The sequence below is a fragment of the Stenotrophomonas tumulicola genome (assembly GCF_014117215.1).
GTDB classification, from domain to species: domain Bacteria; phylum Pseudomonadota; class Gammaproteobacteria; order Xanthomonadales; family Xanthomonadaceae; genus Stenotrophomonas; species Stenotrophomonas tumulicola.
Map to the genome: position 1 here is coordinate 97,830 of NZ_JACGXS010000006.1, position 22,848 is coordinate 120,677.

Below are 22,848 nucleotides of genomic sequence, written 5' to 3' on the forward strand. Positions count from 1 at the left end.
GGTTGGCGGTTGGCGGTTGGCGGCGACACCCATCCACGCAGGTACAATGCGCCATGAATGAATTCTCTACCCTGCCGTTGAGCCCGGCCCTGCAGCCCGGCCTGGATGCTCTCGGCTACACCACCCTCACCGAGGTGCAGGCGCGCAGCCTGCCAGCCATCCTCGACCGCCGCGATGTGATCGCACAGGCCCCCACCGGCAGCGGCAAGACCGCGGCCTTCGGCCTGGGCGTGCTGCAGGCGCTGGATCCGGCCACCCAGCGGGTGCAGGCACTGGTGCTGTGCCCCACGCGCGAACTGGCCGACCAGGTCGGCAAGCAGATCCGCAAGCTGGCCACCGGCATCCCCAACATGAAGCTGCTGGTGCTGACCGGCGGCACGCCGCTGGCCCCGCAGCTGGCCTCGCTGGAGGCGCACCACCCGCACGTGGTGGTGGGTACCCCCGGTCGCGTGCAGGAGCTGGCGCGCAAGCGCGCGTTGAACCTGGGCGCGGTGCGCACGCTGGTGCTGGACGAAGCCGATCGCATGCTGGACATGGGCTTTGAAGAGCCCATCCGCGAAATCGCCGGGCGCACCCACAAGGACCGCCAGACGCTGCTGTTCTCCGCCACGTTCCCGGATGCGATCCGCGCCATCGGCCACGATGTACTGCGAGATGCGGTGGAAGTGACGGTGGACGGCGCCGACCATGCGCCGGACATCCGCCATGTGTTCTGCGAGGTGGAGCCTGCGCACCGGCAGAAGGCGCTGGCCGGCCTGCTGCTCAAGCACACGCCGGAATCGGCGGTGGTGTTCTGCAATACCCGCAAGGATGTCGACGAGGTCGCCAACTCGCTGCAGCAGTTCGGCTTCTCGGCGCTGGCGCTGCATGGCGACATGGAACAGCGCGACCGCGAGGAAGTACTGGTGCGCTTCGCCAACCGCAGCTGCAACGTGCTGGTGGCCAGTGACGTGGCCGCGCGCGGACTGGACGTGGAAGACCTGGCGGTGGTGATCAACTACGAACTGCCGACCGACATCGAAACCTACCAGCACCGCGTCGGCCGCACCGGCCGCGCCGGCGCCAGCGGCATGGCGATCAGCCTGGTGGCCGGGCGTGAGAAGTCCCGTGCCGATGCACTGGAAGCACAGCGCGGCAAGCCGCTGGACTGGCAGAAGACACCACTGGCGACCGCGCGTCCGGCCGAACTGCCACAGGCGGCCATGCGCACGCTGCGCATCGATGGCGGCAAGACCGACAAGCTGCGCCCGGGCGACATCCTTGGCGCGCTGACCGGCGATGCCGGGCTGGCCGGCAAGCACATCGGCAAGATCGCGATCTACCCGACGCGTTCCTACGTGGCCATCGCCCGCGAATACGCCAACAAGGCCATGGCCAGGCTGGAAGAAGGCAAGATCAAGGGCCGCCGGTTCCGCACCCGGGTGATGTAGGTCGGGTACCGTACAGTGCGTTCGCCGAGCATGGCTCGGCGCTACGGATCCGCGGACCAGCACGCCGGCGCACCGACGATACAGGTAGCGCCGAGCCATGCTCGGCGTCGGGTACCGCGCAGTGCGCTCGCCGAGCATGGCTCGGCGCTACGGATCCGCGGCGGTAGGGGATCCGCAGACGGTCGCTTCGTCAATAAACCAGTTCGGCGTGCAGCGGCAGGCCCGCTTCCCAGCGGCCGCGGCCGCCGAGGCCGTCCAGCTCGACCAGCACGCCGGCACCGACCACGTCCACGCCAAGGCGGCGTACCAGCGCCAACGCCGCCACCAGCGTTCCGCCGGTGGCCAGTACATCGTCGATGACCGCCACGCGGGCGCCGGCCGGCAGCGCGTCGGCATGCATTTCGATGCAGTCGCTGCGGTATTCCAGCGTGTACTCCTCGCGCAGCACCTTGCCCGGCAGCTTGCCCGGCTTGCGCACCGGCACGAAGCCGATGCCCAGCTCATGCGCCATTGCCGCACCGAGGATGAAACCACGCGATTCGATTCCCACCACGGCATCCAGCCGCTGGCCACGCCAGCGCGCGCACATGGCGGCGATCGCCGCGCGGAAATCATCGCCATCGGCGAGCAGCGGCATGATGTCCTTGAACAGGATGCCCGGCTTGGGGAAATCAGCGATGTCGCGCAGGCGCGCGGCCCAGGTCGGTGCGGCGACGGTAGCGTCGGTCATGGCAGGATCGGCAGTCTGATGGCGGCATAGGGTAACCGCTTCGCGCCCTGCCTGCCTTGGCAAGGCCCGCCCCGTGCGTTACGAACTGCAGGAAAGCATCGAACAACCCGCCTTGTGGTCGGCCCAGGCGGGACGCTTGCCGGCGTAATGCGCCAACCCGGCCCGTTCGGTATACGGATCGCGCAGCACCTGCTGCAGGGCAAGCACGCCTCCCAGGTCGCCCTGCTCGGCCCGGTCGATCGCCTCCTGGGCCAGCCAGTTGCGCAGCACGTACAACGGATTTGCCCGTGCCATGCCTGCCTGCCGCGTGTCCGGCCGCTGTGGATCGGCGCGCACGCGGGCCGCGTAATCATCCAGCCAGGCCACCAGCGGTTCATGCACCGCCGCGGCGCGCGCATCATCATAGAAGACGTGGTCCAGCACGCCGCGATCGGGCGCCTGCGGATCCAGCGTCATCAGCGCGCGGTAGGCCAGCGTCATGTCCATGCCGCCCTGCTCCATCAGCTGCTGCCAGCGCTGGTGCAGTTGCAGGTCATCGTCGCTGGCGGCGGACAGTCCCAGCTTGGCTGCCGCATCGCGTCGCACGCAGGCGCCCAGCGTGGCCTGGTACGCGTCCAGCCCTGCCTGCAGCGGCTGTACGTCGCCGAACAATGGCGCCAGCGCCTGGGCGAACCGGGTGAGGTTCCAGTACGCCACCTGCGGCTGGGTGCCGAAGCGGTAGCGCCGCCCCTGGGCATCGGTGGTGTTGGGTGTCCAGCCCGGATCAAAATCCTCCAGCCAGCCGTACGGTCCATAGTCGATGGTCAAGCCGAGCACGGACATGTTGTCGGTGTTCATCACCCCATGCACGAAGCCGACCCGCATCCAGTGCGCCACCATCTCGGCAGTCCGCACGCAGACCTGCATGAACCAGTCGCCGTGCAGCGATTCACCGCTGCCCTGCAGGCCGGGGAAATCACGCGCGATGCAGGCATCGACCATCTGCTGCAGCAGCGCCTCCTCACCCCGCGATGCCGGCAGTTCGAAGCTGCCAAAGCGCAGGAACGAGGGCGCGACGCGGCAGACGATGGCACCCGGCTCGGGCCGTGCGTGACCGTCATAGAACATGTCGCGCACCACGTCCTCGCCAGTGCCGACCAGCGACAACGCGCGCGTGGTCGGTACGCCCAGGTAGTGCATCGCTTCACTGCACAGGAATTCGCGGATCGAAGAACGCAGCACCGCGCGCCCGTCGGCGCCGCGCGAGTAAGGTGTCGGTCCGGCGCCTTTCAGTTGCAGTTCCCAGCGCCTGCCATCGGCTGCCAGCACCTCGCCCAGCGAAATGGCGCGGCCATCGCCCAGTTGCCCGGCCCAGTGCCCGAACTGGTGGCCACCATAGTTGGCCGCCCATGGCTGCATGCCCTCCAGCAACGCATTGCCAGCGAAGACCTGGGCGAAATCCGCGCTGGCGACCAGCGCCGGAGACAGGCCAAGCAGATCGGCCACCTCCGGCCAGTGCGCCAGCAGCGTGGGGGCCGTCACCGGCGTGGGCAACACCGACGACCACGCCGCGCCGCGCACCTCACGGCGGCGCGGGCCTTGTTCCGGGTCACCCGGCAATGCGCGGATCAGCTGGTTGTCGAAATGCAATACGTCGGTATCCATGGCACCTTCATGGGGGCGCCGCAGGCCGGCGGCAAGCGCCGTCAGCGACCGCGCGGTGCGTCCAGGCTGCCGCCACGCGCCACCGCACGCTGGTAACCGGGGCGCTGTTCGATGCGCCGCAGGAAATCACGCAGGGTCGGCTTGTCGTCCAGGCCGTCGCCACGGCCGGCGGCCGCCTGGATCGGAAAACTCATCTGGATGTCCGCGGCGGTGAAACGATCACCGGCGAACCAGGGACTGTCGGCCAGGCGCCGCTCCATCCATTCCAGGTGCAGGCGTCGCTGCGGGCCGACGAAGCCCTTCTCCGCCTTGTCGGCGATGGCCCGGGCAATCGGCCGGGCGAAGAACGGCATCGGTGCGCTGCGGATCCGCGACAGCACCAGGGTCAACAGCATCGGCGGCATCGCCGAACCTTCGGCGTAATGCAGCCAGTAACGGTAATCCATGCGTTCCTGCGCGTCGGCCGGCAACGGCGGCGGCGACAGGACACGGGCACTGTCATAGCGGTCGGCAAGGTAATCGAGGATCGCCCCCGATTCGGCCAGCACGCGTGTGCCATCCTGCAGGACAGGCGCCTTGCCCAGTGCGTGCACCTCGCGCAATGCCGGTGGCGCCAGCAGCGTCTTCGGATCGCGCGGGTACTGCTTCAACGCATATTCCAGCCCCAACTCCTCCAGCATCCACAACACGCGCAGCGAACGGGAGTTTTCCAGGTGGTGGACGGTGATCATGCGCAGGTTCCGCGGCAGGGAAATCGACCGGTACATGGTAGAGGGCGGCCGTCGGCCGGCATGTGATGGCAATCAGCGGGCAAAAAAAACGCCGGAAGCTTTCGCTTCCGGCGTTTCTGGCTACCTTGCGGCAGCAGGCCGATTAGTCAGCCTGCACCTGGTCAGCCTGCATGCCCTTCTGGCCCTGCACGGCGACGAAGGTCACCTTCTGGCCTTCCTGCAGCGACTTGAAGCCGTTGCCCTGGATGGCACGGAAGTGCACGAACAGGTCCGGGCCGCTTTCCGGGGTGATGAAGCCGAAGCCCTTGGCATCGTTGAACCACTTGACGGTACCGCTCTGACGATCAGACATCTTTGAAACTCCTGAAACAATGTGAAATAAATCGCAGCCTCCGTTATCGGGGCCGAGACTGAGTTGCAGGCGTTGGCAAAGCGGATCGATGGAGCGGATCGTGAGATCAACTGCACCAGGCCACGATTTACGGTGACCCTAGCAAACACAGTGGGTCGAACGATACGCGTGTTTCGCCCAAAAAGCGATAGGGAAGCTATTCATTGTTTTGGGCTTGCAACCCATACATGGCAAGGGGCTTGGGGCCCCTGTGACGTGGACCGGAGCCCAATTCAGATTTCTCTTACCCTAGACTGGGAGTCCATGACTGAATCCACTCCCCGGTTTCCCCGCATCTGGGTCGATGCCGACGCCTGCCCCGTGCCGATCCGCGAGATCCTGTTCAGGGCCGCAGAGCGTGCCCAGCTGGAGCTGACCCTGGTCGCCAACCACTGGCTGCGCACCCCACCCTCCCGTTGGCTGCGCTCCATCCAGGTACCGCACGGCCTGGACGTGGCCGATACCGAGATCGTCACCCAGGCCCGGGCCGGCGACCTGGTGGTGACCCAGGACATCCCACTGGCCGTGCTGGTGCTGGAAAAGCACGCGGTGGCACTGAACCCGCGCGGCGAGCTGTATACCCCCGACACCATCGCCCAGCGCCTGTCGATGCGCAACTTCATGGAAGAACTGCGTGGCGCGGGCATCCAGACCGGCGGCCCCGCTCCGCTGCACGCCCGTGATCGCCAGGCGTTCGCCAATGCGCTGGACCAGTGGCTGGCCAGGCTGCCCCGACGCTGAAAGGCAGGAGTCAGGTCCCTTCTGCTGCAGGAAAGGGACCTGGCCCCTGCCCCGCAGCCAGCAGGCGCGTGCTGCTGAACTGCCGGGCTTCACCGGTCAGCGGGTCGGTGAAAGCCAGCCCCCGCGCCAGCAACTGCAGCGGACGAGCGTAATCGTCGGCGGCCGTCGGCCGGCATCCAGGGTAAAGGTCATCACCCAGGATCGGCGCGCCCAGCGCGGCCATGTGCACGCGCAACTGGTGTTTTCGCCCGGTTACCGGCCGCAGCCGATACTGCCAGGCCGGCCCTGTCGCATCGATCACCTCGATCCAGGTTTCACTGTTGGCCGTGCCGGGCACCTCGGCCATGCGGAAGAACGGTTCGCCAGGCTGCAGCCGGCTCTGCCGCTGGAGCGGGAACTGCAGCGCCGGCAAGGCCGCTGCCCGGGCTTCGTAGACCTTCTCGATGCGCCGTTCGCGGAACAGGCGCTGGTACGCGTCACGGCTTCCGGGCTGGGCGGAGAACATCACCAGGCCGGCGGTAAGGCGGTCCAGCCGGTGCAGCGGCACCAACTGCCGGTTCCCGGTGGCCGCCACCAGCCTGGCCAGCAGGGTCTGCTGGACGAAGCGCCCGGCGGGCGCCACGGGCAGGAAGTGCGGTTTGTCGACCACCAGCAGATGCGCGTCGTGGTGCACGATGCGCTCACTGAACGGAATGACGGGTTCGTCGGCCACTTCACGGAAATAGCGGATTTCCAGCCCGACCTGCCATGCCTGCGTGGCCGCAAGGGCCCGGCCCTGCGCATCGCGCACCAGGCCGCGGGAGAAACGGTCCAGCCACTGCTCACGGGCAATGCCCGGAAACCGTGCGCACAGCCCATCCAGCAGGCAGCTCCAGTCGCCGGGTGGCAACTGCAGGCGGCTGGGCGCGACGGCAGGCGGGATCGATTCGGACGGGTGCATGGCGCAACCATTATCATGGGCCTCTTTGTCCACGGAACACCCATGGCACTCACCGCCACCATCCGCAAGGCCGAACTGCAGATCAGCGACATGGATCGCGGCTATTACGCCACGCACAACCTCACCCTGGCCCAGCACCCGTCGGAGACCGACGAGCGGCTGATGGTGCGGCTGCTGGCGTTTGCGCTGAATGCCGAGGAGCGCCTGGAGTTCGGTCGCGGCCTGAGCACCGATGACGAGCCGGACCTGTGGCAGCACGACTACACCGGCGACATCCTGCAGTGGATAGACCTGGGGCATCCGGACGAATCGCGCATCCGCAAGGCCTGCAACCGCAGCCGGCAGGTCCAGGTGGTCAACTACGGTGGCAATGCATCGGACATCTGGTGGCAGAAGCAGGGCAAGGCACTGGAGCGCTTCGGCAACCTGTCCGTGCTGGACCTGCCAGCCGACTTCGTCGACCTGTGGAGCCAGCAGATCCAGCGCGCGATGCGCTGGAGCGTGCTGGTCCAGGACACCGAAGTGCAGCTCATCAACGACCAGATGCAGCTGGAGGTCACCCCGATCTGGCGCAAACGCGCCAAGGACTGAGCGCGGTGGCGACGATCCGTTGCGATGTACTGGTGATCGGCGCGGGTGCGGCCGGCCTGATGTGTGCGTTGACAGCCGGCCAGCGCGGCCGCGTGGTACAGGTCATCGACCACGCCAACAAGGTGGGCAAGAAGATCCTGATGTCCGGTGGCGGGCGCTGCAACTTCACCAACACCGGCACCACGCCGGCCAATTTCCTGTCGGCCAACCCGCATTTCTGCAAATCGGCGCTGGCGCGTTACAGCCCGGCCGACTTCATCGAAATGGTCGAGCGCCATCGCATCGCGTACCACGAAAAAGAACTGGGCCAGTTGTTCTGCGATGTGTCCTCCAAGCAGATCGTGAAGATGCTGGTGGACGAGTGCCAGGCCGCAGGCGCGCAGATCCGCACCGACTGCGCCGTGCAGCGCATCGAGCGTGGCAGCGATGGCTTCCACGTGGACACCGCGCAGGGTGCGTTCTTCGCCGCCTCGCTGGTGGTGGCTACCGGCGGCTTGTCCATTCCCAGCCTGGGCGCCAGCGGCTTTGGCCATGACATCGCGCGCCAGTTCGGCCATGACCTGCTGCCAACCCGCGCAGGACTGGTGCCGTTGACGCTGAGCGGCACCCACCAGCAGCGCCTGGCCGACCTGTCCGGTGTCGCCCTGCCGGTGGAAGCCCGCAGCAACGGAATGGCATTCCGCAACTCGATGCTGCTCACCCATCGTGGCGTCAGTGGTCCGGCGATCCTGCAGGTTTCCTCGTTCTGGCAACCCGGCGATGCACTGGAGCTGGACCTGCTGCCGGGCCAGGACGCCGGGGACTGGCTGCGCCGGATGAAGCGCGACCGGCCATCGGCCGAACTGCGCACGGTGCTGGCCGAGGTGTTGCCCAAACGGTTGGCCCAGCGCCTGTGCGAACACTGGTTGCCGGACCGCCCGGTGAAACAGATCGATGAGCCGCAGTTGCGCCAGGCCGCGCAGTTGCTGGGCGCATTCCCGTTGGTGGTCAGCGGCACCGAGGGCTATCGCACGGCAGAGGTCACCCTGGGCGGCGTGGACACCGCGCAGGTGTCTTCGTCCACGTTTGAATCCAGGCGCGTTCCGGGCCTGCATTTCATCGGCGAAGTGCTGGATGTCAGTGGTTGGCTGGGCGGCTACAACTTCCAGTGGGCGTGGGCCAGCGGCCATGCCGCCGGCAGCGCGGTGTAGTGTAGGCACGTAGTAGATCGGCGCGCACGGCAGGGGGCTGGCGCATGGACCGACGGACGTGCATCGTGTATGTAATGCGCAGCTTGGGGAGCGATGAATGCAGAACTCGAATGACATCACCCTGCGCCTGGTGATCGTGGATGACAGCGGCGACAACGCCGAGGCCATCGTCAGCGCCGTGCGCAACAGTGGCATCGCCGTGCGGCCCTGGCGGCCGCAGGATGCGGCCGAACTGGGGCAGGTACTTGCCAGCCAGGCCATCGACCTGGTGCTGGCGGCACCGGTGCAGGCGATCGGCCTGGCGCAGGTAGCACAGCAGATCGCCGCAAGCGGCAAGGACGTGCCGCTGATCCTGCTGGTGGATCGCATCGAAGAAGATGCGCTGGTGGAAGCCAGTGCACAGGGCGTGCGTGCGCTGGCGCTGCGCCAACGCAACGCGCACCTGCTTGCGGTGCTGCGCGACCAGTGGGTGGACCTGCAGGCGCGGCGTGGCCTGCGCCGCATCGAAGCGCAGATGCGCGAAACCGAGCGGCGCTGCGATGCCTTGATCGCCTCCTCGCGCGAGCCCATCGCCTATATCCACGAAGGCATGCACATCCGGGCCAACGAGGCCTACCTGGAGATGTTCGGCTTCCAGCATTTCGACGACGTGGAAGGCATTTCGCTGCTGGACATGGTCGCGGCGCAGGACGTGGACGGCTTCAAGCAGTTGCTGAAGGCATTGAGCAAGGGCGAAGCGCCACCACCGCAGTACCAGATCGATGCGCGCCACCAGGATGGCAGCGCATTCGCCGCGACCATGGAGTTCACCCCGGCCACGTACGAGGGCGAGTCCTGCCTGCAGGTGGTGTTCCGCCGCCGGCTGGAGCTGGACCCGGAACTGGCCCGGGAAGTGGAGGACCTGCGCCAGCGCGACCAGGTGACCGGGCTGTTGAACCGCCCTACTTTCATGGTGCACGTGGAGAACGCGGTGGCCCAGGCCGGGCGCAGCGAAGGCCGTTCCGGCCTGCTGCTGGTCGAGCCGGACCATTACGTGCGGCTGCTGCCGGATATCGGCCTGGATTCGGCCGACGCGCTGATCGGCGCACTGGCCTCGCTGCTCGACCGCACCGTCGCCGGCCAGGCCAGGCTGGCGCGCTTTGGCGAGCATAGCTTCGCCGTGCTGCTGGACGGCTCCTACGCCGATACCGCTGCATTGGCCGAACGCATCCGCCAGGCATATGCCGCGCATGTCTTCAGCATCGGCGAACGCTCTGCAACGGTGACCGTGAGCATCGGTGGCGTACAGGTCGGCGAGAAGATCGCCAGCATCGGACAGGTACTGGCACGTGCCACCGAATGCGCGCAATCGGCCGCCGAACTGGGCAACACCGTGCGCATCTTCGACCCTGCCGCTGCCGACCGCGTGGAAGAAGAACGCATCGCACTGTGGGTGTCGCGCATCCGCGAGGCGCTGGCCGGCGATGGCTTCCAGCTGCATTACCAGCCGGTACTGAACCTGCAGGGCGAGCCGCTGGAGCTGTACGAGGCCTACCTGCGCCTGGACCACAATGGCGAACTGCTCAGCCCGGCGGCTTTCCTCGGCATTGCCGAAGAGCACGGGCTGCTGGCAGACATCAACCGCTGGGTGGTGTCGCGTGCCATCGCCATCCTGGGCGAGCAGCAACGCGCCGGGCGCGCCACGCAGATGCTGGTGAAGATCACCCCCGAATCCTTCGCCGACCCGCAACTGATCGCCCTCCTGGGCCAGCAACTGCAGGCGCAGGGGATAGCAGGCAACCGGCTGTGGCTGCATGCACCGGAAGCCAAGGTGTTCACCCACCTGCGCAATGCCCAGCAGTTCCTGCGCGATGTCGCCCCGCTGGGCTGCCGCATCGGCCTGGAACAGTTCGGCACCGGGCTGGATTCGTTCCAGTTGCTGGCGCACTTCCAACCGCAGTTCCTGAAGCTGGACCGCAGCTTCACCAGCGACCTGGCCAGCACCCGCGAGAACTTCGACAAGATCAAGGAAATCACCGCGCGGGCGCAGGAAGCCGGCATCGCCACCATCGCCGAGTTCATCACCGATGCCAATTCGATGACCCTGCTGTTCAGTGCCGGGGTGGATTACGTGCAGGGCGAATTCGTCGGCGTGGCCACGCCGCGGATGGAGTTCGATTTCGGTTGACGCGGCCGGCAGGATGCCGCCCGCGCCTCCGTAGCGCCGAGCCATGCTCGGCGGGGCTGATCGGTCAGGTCAGGTCGACCAGGTTGGCGATCTTCACGTCCGGGTCGACATCGGCGTCGTAGTCCACGCCTTCCACGCCAAAGCCGAACAGGCGCAGGAAATCCGCCTTGTAGCCGGCCAGGTCGCTGATCTCGTACAGGTTCTCGTTGGTCACCTGCGGCCACAGGGCGAGCACTTCCGCCTGCACTTCCGGCGCCATTTCCTTGTAATCCGCACGCAGGCGGCCTTCGCCGTCGATCAGCGCGACCGGACGGCCCTGGCCGTCGACAAGGTCGTGGCGCAGCCGGTCAACTGCGGTGCCTTCGGCCTTGCCGCCGTACAGGATGTCGTACAGCACATCCAGCTGCTCGATGCAGCCTTCGTGCGTCCCCTTTTCCTTCATCACCTTGAACAGCAGCGACAGGTACAACGGCATGGTCGGGATGGCCGAACTGGCCTGGGTCACCACTGCCTTCAGCACCGATACGCGTGCGTCGCCGCCGATCTTCGCCAGTTTCTCGCGCAGGCCCAGCACTTTCTGGTCGAGGTCCTTCTTCGCCGCGCCGATGCTGCCGTTCCAGTAGATCGCCTGGGTGATCTCCTCGCCGACATAGGTGAAGGCGGTGGTGGTGCAGCCGTTGGCCAGCACGTCGGCATCGGCCAGCGCGTCGATCCACATCTGCCAGTCCTCGCCGCCCATCACCGCCACGGTGCCCGTGATTTCTTCCGCGCTGGCGGGCTCGAGGTGGGTCTCGGTCAGCTTTTCCTTGTCGGTATCCAGTCCGCGCAGGGTGATCGGCTCGCCGATCGGCTTCAGCGTGGAGTTGATCACCTCACCGGTCCTGGGGTGCCTGCGGCGCGGCGAGGCCAGGCTGTAGACGACCTGGTCGACCTGGCCGAGGTCGGCCTTGATCAGTTCGATGACCTTGGCCTTCACTTCATCGGAGAACGCGTCGCCGTTGATGCTCCTGGCATACAGGCCGGCCTCTGCGGCGTACTTGTGGAACGCGGCGGAGTTGTACCAGCCGGCGCTGCCGGGCTTGGTTTCGCTGCCCGGCTTTTCGAAGAACACGCCCAGGGTGGCGGCGTCGCTGCCGAAGGCGGCGGTGATGCGCGCAGCCAGGCCGTAGCCGGTGGAGGCGCCGATCACCAGTACCTTCTTCGGGCCGTTGGCGATCTTCGGCTTGCCCTTGATGAAGTCGATCTGCTGTTTGACCGCGGCATCGCAGCCGGTCGGGTGGGTGGTGACGCAGATGAAGCCGCGGACGCGCGGTTTGATGACCATGGATACCTCGGTACGGGACAGGTGCGGCGCGCAATGCACGTGCACGAAACGCTGGAATCGTAGTGCGCGCGGGCAATATGCACAACCGACGGCGGCGTATGCAGGCGCCCCGGCCGAGGCGGTGTGCGGCGCGGTAGAGCGGGGCCATGCCTGCCTGGAAGAAAAGAAAAAGCCGCACGGTGTGCGGCTTTTCCTTTCTCCGGTGCTGCGTGGGGCGTTACGGGCGGCGCGCGAGCGCTTCCACGTCCTTGGCCTTGGGCAGCAGGTCCTGCTTGGTCACCGCCAGCATGCCCATGGTCAGCAGCGGGCAGGCGATGAAGATCGAGGACAGCGTGCCGATCACCGCGCCGATCATCTGGCTCAGCGCCAACCCTTCCAGCGAACCACCGCCGTACAGGTACAGCGCCAGCACCGACAGGAAGAACACCAGCGAGGTGATGATGGTGCGCGACAGGGTCTGGTTGATCGAACGGTTCATCACTTCCAGCGGCTCCACGCGCAGGCTGCGGAAGTTCTCGCGCACGCGGTCGAACACCACGATGGTGTCGTTGATGGAGAAGCCCATCACCGACAACAGGCCGGCCAGCACGGTGAGGTCGAACTCGCGGCCGCTGAAGGAGAAGTAGGCGGCAACCACCAGCACGTCGAACAGCGTGGTGATGATGGCCACCACCGCGAACTTCCATTCGAAGCGGAAGCCGATGTAGATCAGGAACCCGACCAGCACGAACAGCGCCGCGTACAGGCCATTGAGCGCCAGTTCCTTGCCGACCTGCGGGCCGACGAACTCCGACGACAACACGGCAGCCGCGTTGTCCTGCAGCGATACCGCCGTGCGCACCGCCTCGGCAGTGCGGTTGTTGGCCTCGCCAGCGCTTTCACCTTCAGCCGCTTCCTGCGGCTGCAGGCGGATCAGCAGGTCGCTGCCGCTGCCGAAGCTCTGCACCTGGGCACCGGCATAACCGGCGGTTTCCAGGTGCTCGCGCACGGCGTCGACGTCGGCTGGCCGGTCGAAGCGTACTTCCACCACGGTGCCACCGGTGAAATCCAGTGCGTAGTTGAAGCCCTTGCCGATGATGCTGCCAAGGGAGGCGATGAACACCAGCGCTGCAATGCCGACGGCAATCCAGCGGGTGCGCATGAAGTCGAACTTGGTGTCGTTCGGGATCAGGTGGAGCGGAAACAATTTCATGGTATTGATCCTTTTCCCGTCAGATGGCCAGGGTCTTGAGCTTCTTGCGACGGCCATACAGCAGCACGGCAAGGGCACGGGAAACGGTGATGGCGGTGAACATCGAGGCGATGATGCCGACGATCATGGTCACCGCGAAGCCCTTCAGCGGGCCGGTACCGAACGCATACAGCGCCACGCCGGCCAGGATGCCGGTCAGGTTGGCGTCGAGGATGGTGCCCGAGGCCTTCTCGTAACCGGCCACGATGGCCGCCTTGACCGGCATGCCGGCACGCAGCTCTTCGCGGATACGCTCGTTGATCAGCACGTTGGCATCCACCGACAGGCCGATCGACAACGCCAGGCCGGCAAAGCCCGGCAGGGTCATCGTGGCACCGAACAGCGACATCACCGCGACCACGATCAGCAGGTTGAACAGCATCGCCACCGAAGTGATGACGCCGAACATGCGGTAGTAGATGGTGAAGAACACCAGGGTGAACAGGAACGCAAAGCCCACCGCGGTGACACCGCGTTCCACGTTCTCCGCGCCCAGGCTGGGGCCGACGATCTTCTCTTCGACGAAGTCCATCGGCGCAGCCAGCGAGCCGGACTTCAGCAGCTTGGCGAGATCTTCGGACTCACGCTTCTCCAGGCCGGTGGTCTGGAAGTTCTTGCCGAACACACCGTTGACGTTGGCCACCGAGATGACTTCTTCCTTGACCCGGAAGCTGCGGACTTCCTTGCCGTCGACCGTCTCCACGGTCGGGACGCGTTCGGTGTAGACCACCGCCATCGGCTTGTTCACGTTGGCGCTGGTGAAGTCGAACATGCGCTGGCCGCCGACGTTGTTCAGCGTGACGCTGACCGCCGGTGACCCGTTCTGGTCGGTCATCGCCTGCGCGGCGACCATCTGGTCACCGGTGACGATCACGCGCTTGGCCAGCAGCACCGGCCCGCGGTTGTCGCGCAGCTGGTACACCTTGGCTTCCGGCGGGATGCGGCCGCTGGCGATGGCGTCCTGGGCATTGCCTTCGATCACCGCGCGGTATTCCAGCGTCGCGGTCGCGCCGATCATGCGCTTGGCTTCGGCGGTGTCCTGCACGCCGGGCAGCTGCACGACCACGCGGTCGGCACCCTGGCGCTGGATGATCGGCTCGGCCACGCCGAGCTGGTTGACGCGGTTGCGCAACGTGTTGACGTTCTGTTCGATGGCGCCGTTGGCGATCTCGTTCAGCTCGGTATCCGGCAGGCTGACGGTCACGCGGTTGCCGCCGACCTCGTAGCGCAGCGTCGGCTGCGACTTGAACAGCGCGTCGCGGGCACGCAGGCCGGCACCCTCGCCCGCCGACGGGCTCAGGTTGGCGACGATGCTGTTGTCGGCACGGCGTTCGACCGACTGGTACGGAATGCGCGCATCGCGCAGGCTGGTGCGCACGTCTTCGGTGTAGGCATCCAGGCGCTTGTCCAGCGCGGCCTTCTGGTCCACCTGCAGCACGAAATGCACGCCGCCCTGCAGGTCCAGGCCCAGCGTCATCGGACGCGCGCCCAGGTTGGACAGCCAGTCCGGCACGGTGGATGCCAGGTTCAGCGCGACCACGTAATCTTCGCCGACGCTCTGCTTCAGCACGTCATTGGCGGCAGTCTGCGCCTGCAGGTCCGGCAGGCGGACGATCAGGCTGTCGCCTTCCGCTTCCGCTGCCATCGGCGTCACGCCGGCCTGCTTGAGGTCGGCCAGCACCCGCTCGCGCAGGGCATCATCGATCTGCCCGCCACGGTTGGCGGTGATCTGGATGGCCGGATCCTTCTGGTAGATGTTGGGCAGCGCGTACAGCGTACTGATCGCCAGGACGATCAGGATGACGACGTACTTCCAGCGTGGAAATTCGAGCATTGCTAGGGTCCCGCGCGGCGCCATCCCCGGCGCCGCGGTTGTGCATCGGAAAGGGAGTGGCTCAGACGGCCGACTTCAGGGTACCGGCCGGCAGCACGTTGCCGACGGCGCCCTTCTGCACGCGGATGCGCACGTTCTCGGCCACTTCGAGCGTCACGAAGCTGTCGCCGATGTCGATCACCACACCGGCGATGCCGCCGTTGGTGAGCACTTCATCGCCGCGCTTGATCTTCTCCAGCATGGCCTTGTGCTCCTTCTGCCGCTTCATCTGCGGGCGGATCATCAGGAAGTACATGATGGCGATCAGGATGACCGGGAACAGCAGCGTGCTCAGGCCCATGCCCTGCGGTTGGCCGCCAGCGGCCTGGGCGTGGGCGGCGGGAATCAGGAAGGCAATCAGGTTCATCGTGGGTCCTTTGGTTGGGCGGCGCTCCGGCCCCGGGGGGCGCGGCGTGTCGACCGCGGATCGGGGTCAGCCGTGAAGTATGCCACGGGCCCGGACGTTCGTCCTTGGGCCCTTCGGCAGGGTCGGGCCACTTATAACGGCGGCACCGACGCCCCGCGGGCTGCGTAGAAAGACACGCGGAAGGCATCGAAGGTTCCCGCGGCGATGGCGGTACGCATGTCGGCCATCAGTTTCTCGTAATAGAACAGGTTGTGCAGGGTGCCCAGCATCGGAGCCAGCATTTCGTTGCAGCGGTCCAGGTGGCGCAGGTAGGACCGGGTATAGCCGCCGTTGCAGGCGAAACAGCCGCAACCCGGCTCGATCGGGTCCATGTCGCGCTCGTAGCGCGCATTGCGGATGCGCACGGTGCCGAACGCGGTGAAATAGTGGCCGTTGCGCGCGTTCCGGGTCGGCATCACGCAGTCGAACATGTCCACGCCCCGGGCGACCCCTTCCACCAGGTCTTCCGGGCGCCCCACGCCCATCAGGTAACGCGGGCGGTCCGCCGGCAGCTCCGGATGCAGGTGGTCGAGCATGGCATTGCGTTCATGCTCCGGCTCGCCTACCGCCAGGCCACCGATGGCATAACCGTCAAAACCGATCTCCTGCAGGGCATGGGCCGAGCGGCTGCGCAGGCCGGGATGCACGCCGCCCTGGACGATGCCGAACAATGCCGCATCGTTGCCCAGTGCGTCATGGGCGTCGCGGCTGCGCCGGGCCCAGCGCAGGCTGAGCTCCATCGAGCGCTGGGCGACGTCTTCGGTGGCCGGGTACGGCGTGCATTCGTCGAAGATCATCACGACGTCCGAATCGAGCACTTTCTGGATCTTCATGCTTTCTTCGGGACCGAGGAAGACCCGCGCCCCGTCGGTCGGCGAGGCGAAGGTGACCCCTTGTTCGGTGATCTTGCGCCGGTGCGCCAAGGAGAACACCTGGAAGCCGCCGGAATCGGTCAGGATGGGGCCATCCCACCGCGCGAAGCCATGCAGGCCGCCGTGGTCGGCGATGACATCCAGGCCGGGCCGCAGGTACAGGTGGAAGGTGTTGCCGAGGATGATTTCCGCGCCCAGCGCGCGAACCTGGTCAGGAAAGATGCCCTTGACCGAGCCATAGGTGCCGACCGGCATGAATGCGGGGGTTTCCACGGTTCCGCGCGGGAACGTGAGGCGGCCACGACGGGCACGGCCATCGGTGGTCTGGAGCTGGAACTGCAGTCGGGACATGGTGCGGCTGTTTGGACAGATAGTCGCCTATTGTCCCCCAAACAGTGCACCTACAGGTAGCGCCGGGCCATGCCAGGCGGGCATCGGGCCGCAAGGTGCGCTCGCCGGGCATGGCCCGGCGCTGCCGGGGCGACGTGGCAGATCCACGCCATGCATGGGTGGCGTCGCGCCTCAACCCGCCTGCGGGAACAACAACATCGCATCGCCGTAGCTGAAGAAGCGGTAGCGCTGTTCGATGGCGTGGCGGTAGGCCTCGAATACGCGCTCCTTGCCGGCGAACGCAGAGATCATCATCAGCAGCGTGCTTTCCGGCAGGTGGAAATTGGTCACCATCGCGTCCACGCTGCGGATCCGGTATCCCGGGGTGATGAATATCTGCGTCTCGCCTGCGAACGGCAGCAGTTCGCCATCGCGCATCGCGCTTTCCAGCGCCCGCACCACCGTGGTGCCGACGCCGATCACCCGGCCACCGGCTTCGCGCGTGCGCCGGACCTGCTGCACCAGCCCGGCTCCCACGTTCAGCCATTCGCGGTGCATGACATGGTCCTTCAGCTCTTCGGCGCGCACCGGCTGGAAGGTACCCGCCCCCACGTGCAACGTGACATGGCCAAAGTCCACGCCCTTGTCGCGCAGCGCAGCCAGCAGCGGCTCGTCGAAATGCAGGCCAGCCGTCGGCGCGGCCACGGCCCCCACTTCACGGGCGAACACGGTCTGGTAGCGCTCGCGGTCGTCCAGTCCCGGCTCGCGCTGGATGTAGGGCGGCAACGGCAGCCGTCCGGCATGCAGCAGCCATTGCTCCAATGCCTCGGGCACATGGAACTGCAACACGTAGAATTCGCCGTCGCGGCCCAGCACCTCGGCTTCGCCGCCGGCGTCCAGCGCGATCCGGCTGCCCGCCTTCGGCGTCTTGCTGGCACCGACCTGGGCCCGTGCCTGCTGCCCGCCCAGCAGGCGCTCGATCAGGATTTCCACCCGGCCGCCGGTTGCCTTCTGCCCGAACAACCGCGCCGGTATCACCCGGGTGTCGTTGAACACCAGCAGGTCGCCTGCACGCAGCAGCGTCGGCAGATCATGCACGTGTGCATCGGTGAAACCTGCGGGAGAGGGCGGCACCAGCAGCAGGCGGCTGGCAGAGCGCTCGGCCAGCGGTGCCTGGGCGATCAGCTCGGCAGGAAGGTCATAGTGGAAATCGGACTTCTTCAAGGCAGTGGATGGCAACAGGTCGACAATGGCGCGCATTGTACGACCGGCTACCGGGAGACAATGCATCCAGCAAGGAACGTCAGGGAAAATGCTGCCATGCAGCAGCAAACAGGCGGGGTTATCGCGCAAAAAACCGCGTGCTAGCATCGAATCGGAAGTCCGATGCACGAGCCGATCCGAGCGCGCGCCCATGACGCGCGTTCTGCATTTCAGGGCCGTGCGACCTATCGTTTCAGGAGATCTGCAATGAGCTTCATCGAACGCCTCGCCCCTTTGCGCGCCTGCCCCGGCACCCGCCTGACCACCGGCCTGGACGATGCCACGCTGGACCAGCTGGCACCGCGCCACCCGCAGCTGGTCGCAGCGGTGGAAGCAGCCGCTGGAGAATTCGCACGCGTACAGGACGGGCTGGCCGACGTGCTGGCCCTGGACGAGCAGGCGCAGGTGGCGGCGATGCAGGATGGCTTCATCAATTTCTATGCCGACGACGCGGTCACGCCCTATGTGGCGCTGGCGGCGCGCGGCCCGTGGGTGGTCACGCTGAAGGGGGCCGTGCTGTATGACGCCGGTGGGTACGGCATGCTCGGCTTCGGGCATACCCCGGAAGCGGTGATGCAGGCCATGGCGCTGCCGCAGGTGATGGCCAACATCATGACCCCCAGCCTTTCCCAGCAACGTTTCGTGCGCGCACTGCGCGCGGAGATCGGGCACCGTCGCGGTGGTTGCCCGTACGCACGATTCATGTGCCTCAATTCCGGCTCCGAAGCGGTAGGCCTGGCGGCACGCATCGCCGACGTCAACAGCAAGCTGCAGACCGATCCGGGTGCGCGACACGCCGGGGCCACCGTCAAGCGGGTGGTCATCAAGGGCAGCTTCCATGGCCGTACCGATCGCCCTGCGCTGTATTCCGATTCCAGCCGGCGCACCTACCAGCAGCACCTTGCCAGCTACCGCAACGAAGATTCGGTGATCGCCCTTGCGCCCTACGACGAGGCGGCGCTGCGTGCGGTGTTCGACGATGCCGCGCGCAACCAATGGTTCATCGAGGCGGTATTCCTGGAACCGGTGATGGGCGAAGGCGATCCCGGCCGCTCCGTGCCGCCGGCCTTCTATGCGCTGGCGCGTGAACTGACCGCCGCCCATGGCAGCCTGCTGCTGCTCGATTCGATCCAGGCCGGCCTGCGCGCGCATGGCGTGCTGTCGGTGGTGGATTACCCCGGCTTCGAAGGGTTGGACCCGCCGGACATGGAAACCTATTCGAAAGCGCTGAATGCCGCGCAGTATCCGTTGTCGGTGCTTGCGGTCAACGAGCGTACCGCCCAGCTGTACCGCAAGGGCATCTACGGCAACACCATGACCAGCAACCCGCGTGCGCTGGAGGTGGCCTGTGCCACGTTGGCGCAGCTGACGCCGCAGGTGCGCCGCAATATCGCCGAACGCGGTGCCGAAGCCGTGCGCAGGCTGGAAAAACTGAAGGATGAGCTGGGTGGCCTGATCACCAGGGTGCAGGGCACCGGGTTGCTGTTCTCCTGCGAACTGGCACCGCAGTTCAAGTGCTACGGCGCCAATTCCACCGAGGAATGGCTGCGCCGCCATGGCATCAACGTCATCCACGGCGGCGAGAACTCGCTTCGGTTCACCCCGCACTTCGGCATGGACAGCGAAGAGCTGGAACTGCTGGTCGGCCTGGTCGGACGCGCCCTGCGCGAAGGTCCGCGCCGCGAGCAGGCGGCCGCCGCCTGACCCCACCCGGGCCACGCCCCCGTAGCGCCGGGCCATGCCCGGCGGTTTGTCGCCCGCGGCCCACGAACCCCGCCACGCACCCCGTAGCGCCGGGCCATGCCCGGCGGCCCGTCGCCCGCGGCCCACGAACCCCGCCACGCACCCCGTAGCGCCGGGCCATGCCCGGCGGCCCGTCGCCCGGCGGCCAACCCACCCATGCCGCCGAATCCTGTTCGGCGGCTTGTGGTCAATCCGACAACAACGGCTGCAGATCGCGCGGCAAACGCGTTTCCGGATACTGCAGCAGGTACCGCTCCAGGCTGGCCCGGGCCAGGTCGACTTCTCCGGCGTCACGGCGGTGGCGGATCTTCTGCAACCACTTGCGGCGCGACAGCTGGGAATCTGCCAGCACCTGGTCCTGCACGTCACCTGCGCTCAGCGTGGACGAAGCGATACCGCCCATGACACCTGGGGCACTGGCGGCGGGCGCACGTTGCAGGCTGCGCGCCATCGCCGGCGCTGCGCCAACATGACGTTCCGGCGCCCTCTGCACCCGCTCCGCCGCCGATGCGGCAGAGGCATCCGGCAGCACGCTGGCGTCGGCATTCCTGGTGGCTGCAGCCACTCGGGGAGCGGCAGCTGCACCCGGCGGCGCTGGCGCTGACGCAGGCCCTGGCGCAGGTGCCGGTGCCGCAGGTGGCGCGCCCGTGGACTTCGGCGCGGCGGTGGCGGCCGGTGCCTGCGGGTGCACAGGTTCCGACGGCGCATCCTGGACAGCAGCCCGCGCGGCACGGGGCGGCACGTGTACCTCTGCGCGCTCGGGAGGGGCAGAAGCCGCCTGGGGCGCCGCTGCAGGCGCCTCGGCCAGGTCGCCGCCCTGGTCGCCGCCCGCCGCACGCGAGGGTGCGGAGGTCGGTGTCGGAGCGTGTGCTTCCATCACCGGCGCGGCCGGCGGCTCCGGCCGCATCTGCCAGGCCAGGCCGACAGCGAATACCACCGACGCAGCAACGCCGAACACCGTTGGCCAGCGGGCGCGGCGGCGCGCCTTCAGGCGTCGCTCGCTGGCCTGCGCCGCAGGGACCTGTGCGTCATCGCCTGGCGATGCCGGGTTGGCCTGCACCGCCGCGCGTGCAGCGGCCAGGATCGCTGCATCTACTGCCGCGCCCGGGCCATGGTCCTGCGGGCGTCCCAGCAGGCGAGCCAGCTCGCGTTCTTCGGGAGTCAAGGGATCGTGGCGGTTCATGCGTTCAACCCTGCCCGCAGCTTGTCCATCGCGTAGCGCAGGCGCGATTTGACGGTTTCCCGGCCGACGCCGGTGATCTGCCCGATTTCTTCCAGGCTCAATTCCTGTTCCAGCCGTAACTGCAGGACCTCGCGCTGGTCCGGTGGCAGTTCCTCCATGGCCAACTGCAGGCGGCGGCGTTGCTCGAATGCACTCAGTTCGCTTTCCGGCGTCTGCTCGTCGGCCAACGCCAACACGCGTTCGTCAGCATCGGCTGGCGCAGGGGGGCGATGGCGCGCAGCCCGCCAATGATCGTTCAGGCGGTTGTGGGCAATGCGGAACAGCCAGGTGCTGAAGGCGGCGTCCGGCTGCCAACCGGTACGTGCGGCGATCACCCGCTGCCAGACGTCCTGGAATATCTCCTCTGCCAGCGCCGGATCGCGCACCTGGCGCAGCAGGAACCCATGCAGGCGCCTTCGGTGGCGCTCGTACAGGGCCTGGAACGCGGGCAGGTCACCACCGGCCCAGGCCAGCATCAAGGCTTCGTCGGTTGGCAGGGCCGCAGTATCCACGGCCCACAGGGTAAGCCCTGCCTGCGACGGCGCATAGCCGGGCATGGACGACGGGGTGGGTGCAGCCAGGGGCGCGGTGCTCATCATGCATCCAGCGTCAACGCACGAACGCCCCCAACGGGGTTGCACCAGCAAAAAAGGGGACGGAGGGGATTAAGTCGTATCTGGCCCCTTGGGTGCCGGATACGACTTAATCCCCTCCGTCCCCTTTTTTGCTCAGCGGAGGGCGCCGCGGACCTTCTCGTCGATCCACTTGGAGGCCTGCGCGGGGCTGTAGTGCTGCATCCACTCCAGCATTTCGTCGATGTCCGAGCCGTACCAGAGGTCGGCGCGCTGGGCCGGGTGCAGGAAACGCTCTTCGACCATGCGGTCGATCATGCCCAGCAGCGGTGCATAGAATCCGTCCACGTCCAGGAACGCGCACGGCTTGTTGCCGATGCCGAGCTGGCGCCAGGTGAGCATTTCGAAGATCTCTTCCATGGTGCCGAAGCCGCCAGGCAAGGCGACGAAGCCATCGGACAGATCGAACATGCGCGACTTGCGCTCATGCATCGAACCGACGATCTCCAGCGAGGTCAGGCCACGGTGCGCCACCTCCCAGTCGGCCAGTTGCTGCGGAATGACGCCGGTTACTTCACCGCCCGCCTCCAGCACGGCGTTGGCCACCGAACCCATCAGGCCAACGTTGCCGCCACCGTAGACGAGTCGCATGCCTTCGCGGGCAATGCGGTCGCCCAGGGCGATGGCGCGTTCGGTATAGATCGGCTTGCTGCCGGGATTGGAGCCGCAGTAGACACAAAGGGACTTCATGGGGATCTGGTTGCAGTGGGAACGGGACATTATCGCCCGAGGCGGGCCGGGCTGCAGGCGGCCGGCAGACCAGCAGGGCATGGCCCTGCTCTACCGGGTAAAATCGCAGGGACATGCCCGATACCCTCGCCGCTGCCGTCGACTACTGCCAGGACATCAAGCACAGTCGTTTCCAGGCACTTGCCGCACCGGTCACCGATGCCACCGAGGCGCTGGCCTTCCTGCAGCGGGTCGCCATCGCCGATGCCACGCACAACTGCTGGGCTTACCGTGTCGGCAACGACTATCGCTCCAGTGACGATGGCGAACCGGCAGGCACGGCCGGACGGCCGATCCTCGCCGCCATCGACGGCCAGGGCTTCGATCGGGTGATGGTGGTGGTGATCCGCTGGTACGGGGGCATCAAACTCGGCGCAGGCGGGCTGGTACGCGCCTATGGAGGCACGGCGGCCGAATGCCTGCGCAGCGCGCCCCGGCTGCCGTTGGTGGCACTGGCAACCCTGCAGGTGCGTGCCGGTTTCGACGACCTGGGGGCGCTGCACGCCGCCTTGGCGGCACATGCGGCGCAGAAGCTCGACGAAACATTCGACGCCGACGGCGTGGCCGTCACCATCGAAGTGCCGGCCGACCAGTGCGATGCATTGAAAACGCGCCTGCGCGACGCCACCCGTAACCGCATACGCTTGAGCGTACTTTCCGAGTGACCC

At 66.9% G+C, this 22,848-nt stretch carries 21 protein-coding genes; 7 read left to right on the top strand and 14 right to left on the bottom strand.

Going from position 1 to position 22,848, the window contains the following annotated elements:
* The first annotated feature begins 53 nt into the window (after window positions 1-53).
* The gene (gene dbpA, locus H4O11_RS12820; protein WP_182339814.1) at window positions 54-1,430 is read left to right on the top strand and encodes an ATP-dependent RNA helicase DbpA; all 1,377 of its coding nucleotides are present in this window, start codon (window positions 54-56) and stop codon (window positions 1,428-1,430) included.
* Window positions 1,431-1,620: 190 nt separating this feature from the next.
* Here dbpA and H4O11_RS12825 read toward each other — a convergent pair whose 3' ends face one another.
* The 4 genes from H4O11_RS12825 to H4O11_RS12840 all read right to left on the bottom strand — a co-directional run bounded on the left by H4O11_RS12825 (window position 1,621) and on the right by H4O11_RS12840 (window position 4,887).
* Window positions 1,621-2,160 carry an adenine phosphoribosyltransferase gene (locus H4O11_RS12825; protein ID WP_182339815.1) on the bottom strand — a complete coding sequence of 180 codons (540 nt, stop codon included), beginning with the start codon at window positions 2,158-2,160 and terminating at the stop codon, window positions 1,621-1,623.
* A gap of 78 nt (window positions 2,161-2,238) precedes the next feature.
* Window positions 2,239-3,804: a protein adenylyltransferase SelO gene (locus H4O11_RS12830; protein WP_182339816.1), complete on the bottom strand. Its 1,566-nt coding sequence runs from the start codon at window positions 3,802-3,804 to the stop codon at window positions 2,239-2,241.
* A 41-nt stretch (window positions 3,805-3,845) separates the two neighbouring features.
* Window positions 3,846-4,535, bottom strand: coding sequence for a glutathione S-transferase family protein (locus H4O11_RS12835; RefSeq protein ID WP_182339817.1), 690 nt, complete (start codon window positions 4,533-4,535; stop codon window positions 3,846-3,848).
* A 142-nt stretch (window positions 4,536-4,677) separates the two neighbouring features.
* Window positions 4,678-4,887 (bottom strand): cold-shock protein, encoded by a 210-nt coding sequence (locus H4O11_RS12840; RefSeq protein ID WP_182339818.1) that lies wholly within the window; start codon window positions 4,885-4,887, stop codon window positions 4,678-4,680.
* A gap of 303 nt (window positions 4,888-5,190) precedes the next feature.
* Between H4O11_RS12840 and H4O11_RS12845 the strand changes: the two genes are divergently transcribed.
* Window positions 5,191-5,667: a YaiI/YqxD family protein gene (locus tag H4O11_RS12845; RefSeq protein ID WP_182339819.1), complete on the top strand. Its 477-nt coding sequence runs from the start codon at window positions 5,191-5,193 to the stop codon at window positions 5,665-5,667.
* Window positions 5,668-5,677: 10 nt separating this feature from the next.
* On the opposite strand, the gene H4O11_RS12850 is transcribed toward H4O11_RS12845, so the two are convergent.
* Entirely contained in the window at window positions 5,678-6,607 is a 930-nt protein-coding gene (locus tag H4O11_RS12850; protein WP_182339820.1) for a pseudouridine synthase, read from the bottom strand.
* A gap of 42 nt (window positions 6,608-6,649) precedes the next feature.
* Here H4O11_RS12850 and H4O11_RS12855 point away from each other — a divergent pair, with 42 nt between their 5' ends.
* The 3 genes from H4O11_RS12855 to H4O11_RS12865 all read left to right on the top strand — a co-directional run bounded on the left by H4O11_RS12855 (window position 6,650) and on the right by H4O11_RS12865 (window position 10,555).
* Entirely contained in the window at window positions 6,650-7,198 is a 549-nt protein-coding gene (locus H4O11_RS12855; protein ID WP_182339821.1) for a YaeQ family protein, read from the top strand.
* A gap of 5 nt (window positions 7,199-7,203) precedes the next feature.
* The gene (locus H4O11_RS12860; protein ID WP_182339822.1) at window positions 7,204-8,388 is read left to right on the top strand and encodes an aminoacetone oxidase family FAD-binding enzyme; all 1,185 of its coding nucleotides are present in this window, start codon (window positions 7,204-7,206) and stop codon (window positions 8,386-8,388) included.
* A gap of 97 nt (window positions 8,389-8,485) precedes the next feature.
* The gene (locus H4O11_RS12865) at window positions 8,486-10,555 is read left to right on the top strand and encodes a GGDEF/EAL domain-containing response regulator (protein WP_182339823.1); all 2,070 of its coding nucleotides are present in this window, start codon (window positions 8,486-8,488) and stop codon (window positions 10,553-10,555) included.
* A 64-nt stretch (window positions 10,556-10,619) separates the two neighbouring features.
* On the opposite strand, the gene fabV is transcribed toward H4O11_RS12865, so the two are convergent.
* From fabV to queA, 6 genes are all read right to left on the bottom strand, one after another.
* Window positions 10,620-11,879, bottom strand: a complete 1,260-nt coding sequence (gene fabV, locus H4O11_RS12870) for an enoyl-ACP reductase FabV (RefSeq protein WP_182339824.1) — start codon at window positions 11,877-11,879, stop codon at window positions 10,620-10,622.
* 217 nt (window positions 11,880-12,096) lie between these two features.
* A complete protein-coding gene (secF, locus tag H4O11_RS12875) occupies window positions 12,097-13,071 on the bottom strand; it encodes a protein translocase subunit SecF (RefSeq protein WP_182339825.1) in 975 nt (324 codons plus the stop codon).
* Between the two features lie 19 nt (window positions 13,072-13,090).
* The gene (gene secD, locus H4O11_RS12880) at window positions 13,091-14,944 is read right to left on the bottom strand and encodes a protein translocase subunit SecD (protein WP_182339826.1); all 1,854 of its coding nucleotides are present in this window, start codon (window positions 14,942-14,944) and stop codon (window positions 13,091-13,093) included.
* A 61-nt stretch (window positions 14,945-15,005) separates the two neighbouring features.
* On the bottom strand, window positions 15,006-15,350 hold the full coding sequence (gene yajC / locus H4O11_RS12885; RefSeq protein ID WP_182339827.1) for a preprotein translocase subunit YajC: 345 nt from the start codon (window positions 15,348-15,350) through the stop codon (window positions 15,006-15,008).
* Between the two features lie 131 nt (window positions 15,351-15,481).
* A complete protein-coding gene (gene tgt, locus H4O11_RS12890) occupies window positions 15,482-16,612 on the bottom strand; it encodes a tRNA guanosine(34) transglycosylase Tgt (RefSeq protein WP_182339828.1) in 1,131 nt (376 codons plus the stop codon).
* A gap of 171 nt (window positions 16,613-16,783) precedes the next feature.
* A complete protein-coding gene (gene queA / locus H4O11_RS12895) occupies window positions 16,784-17,851 on the bottom strand; it encodes a tRNA preQ1(34) S-adenosylmethionine ribosyltransferase-isomerase QueA (RefSeq protein ID WP_182339829.1) in 1,068 nt (355 codons plus the stop codon).
* Window positions 17,852-18,061: 210 nt separating this feature from the next.
* Here queA and H4O11_RS12900 point away from each other — a divergent pair, with 210 nt between their 5' ends.
* On the top strand, window positions 18,062-19,558 hold the full coding sequence (locus H4O11_RS12900; RefSeq protein ID WP_182339830.1) for an aminotransferase class III-fold pyridoxal phosphate-dependent enzyme: 1,497 nt from the start codon (window positions 18,062-18,064) through the stop codon (window positions 19,556-19,558).
* Window positions 19,559-19,784: 226 nt separating this feature from the next.
* Here H4O11_RS12900 and H4O11_RS12905 read toward each other — a convergent pair whose 3' ends face one another.
* From H4O11_RS12905 to H4O11_RS12915, 3 genes are all read right to left on the bottom strand, one after another.
* Complete coding sequence (locus tag H4O11_RS12905; RefSeq protein WP_182339831.1) at window positions 19,785-20,780, bottom strand: hypothetical protein; 996 nt, start codon at window positions 20,778-20,780, stop codon at window positions 19,785-19,787.
* Window positions 20,777-21,295 (bottom strand): RNA polymerase sigma factor, encoded by a 519-nt coding sequence (locus H4O11_RS12910; protein ID WP_246333482.1) that lies wholly within the window; start codon window positions 21,293-21,295, stop codon window positions 20,777-20,779. Before H4O11_RS12910 ends, H4O11_RS12905 begins: the two co-directional genes overlap by 4 nt.
* A 252-nt stretch (window positions 21,296-21,547) precedes the next feature.
* Complete coding sequence (locus H4O11_RS12915) at window positions 21,548-22,141, bottom strand: LOG family protein (RefSeq protein WP_182339832.1); 594 nt, start codon at window positions 22,139-22,141, stop codon at window positions 21,548-21,550.
* A 113-nt stretch (window positions 22,142-22,254) separates the two neighbouring features.
* On the opposite strand from H4O11_RS12915, the gene H4O11_RS12920 reads away from it, so the two are divergent.
* Window positions 22,255-22,845 (top strand): IMPACT family protein, encoded by a 591-nt coding sequence (locus H4O11_RS12920; protein ID WP_182339833.1) that lies wholly within the window; start codon window positions 22,255-22,257, stop codon window positions 22,843-22,845.
* Window positions 22,846-22,848: the final 3 nt, after the last annotated feature.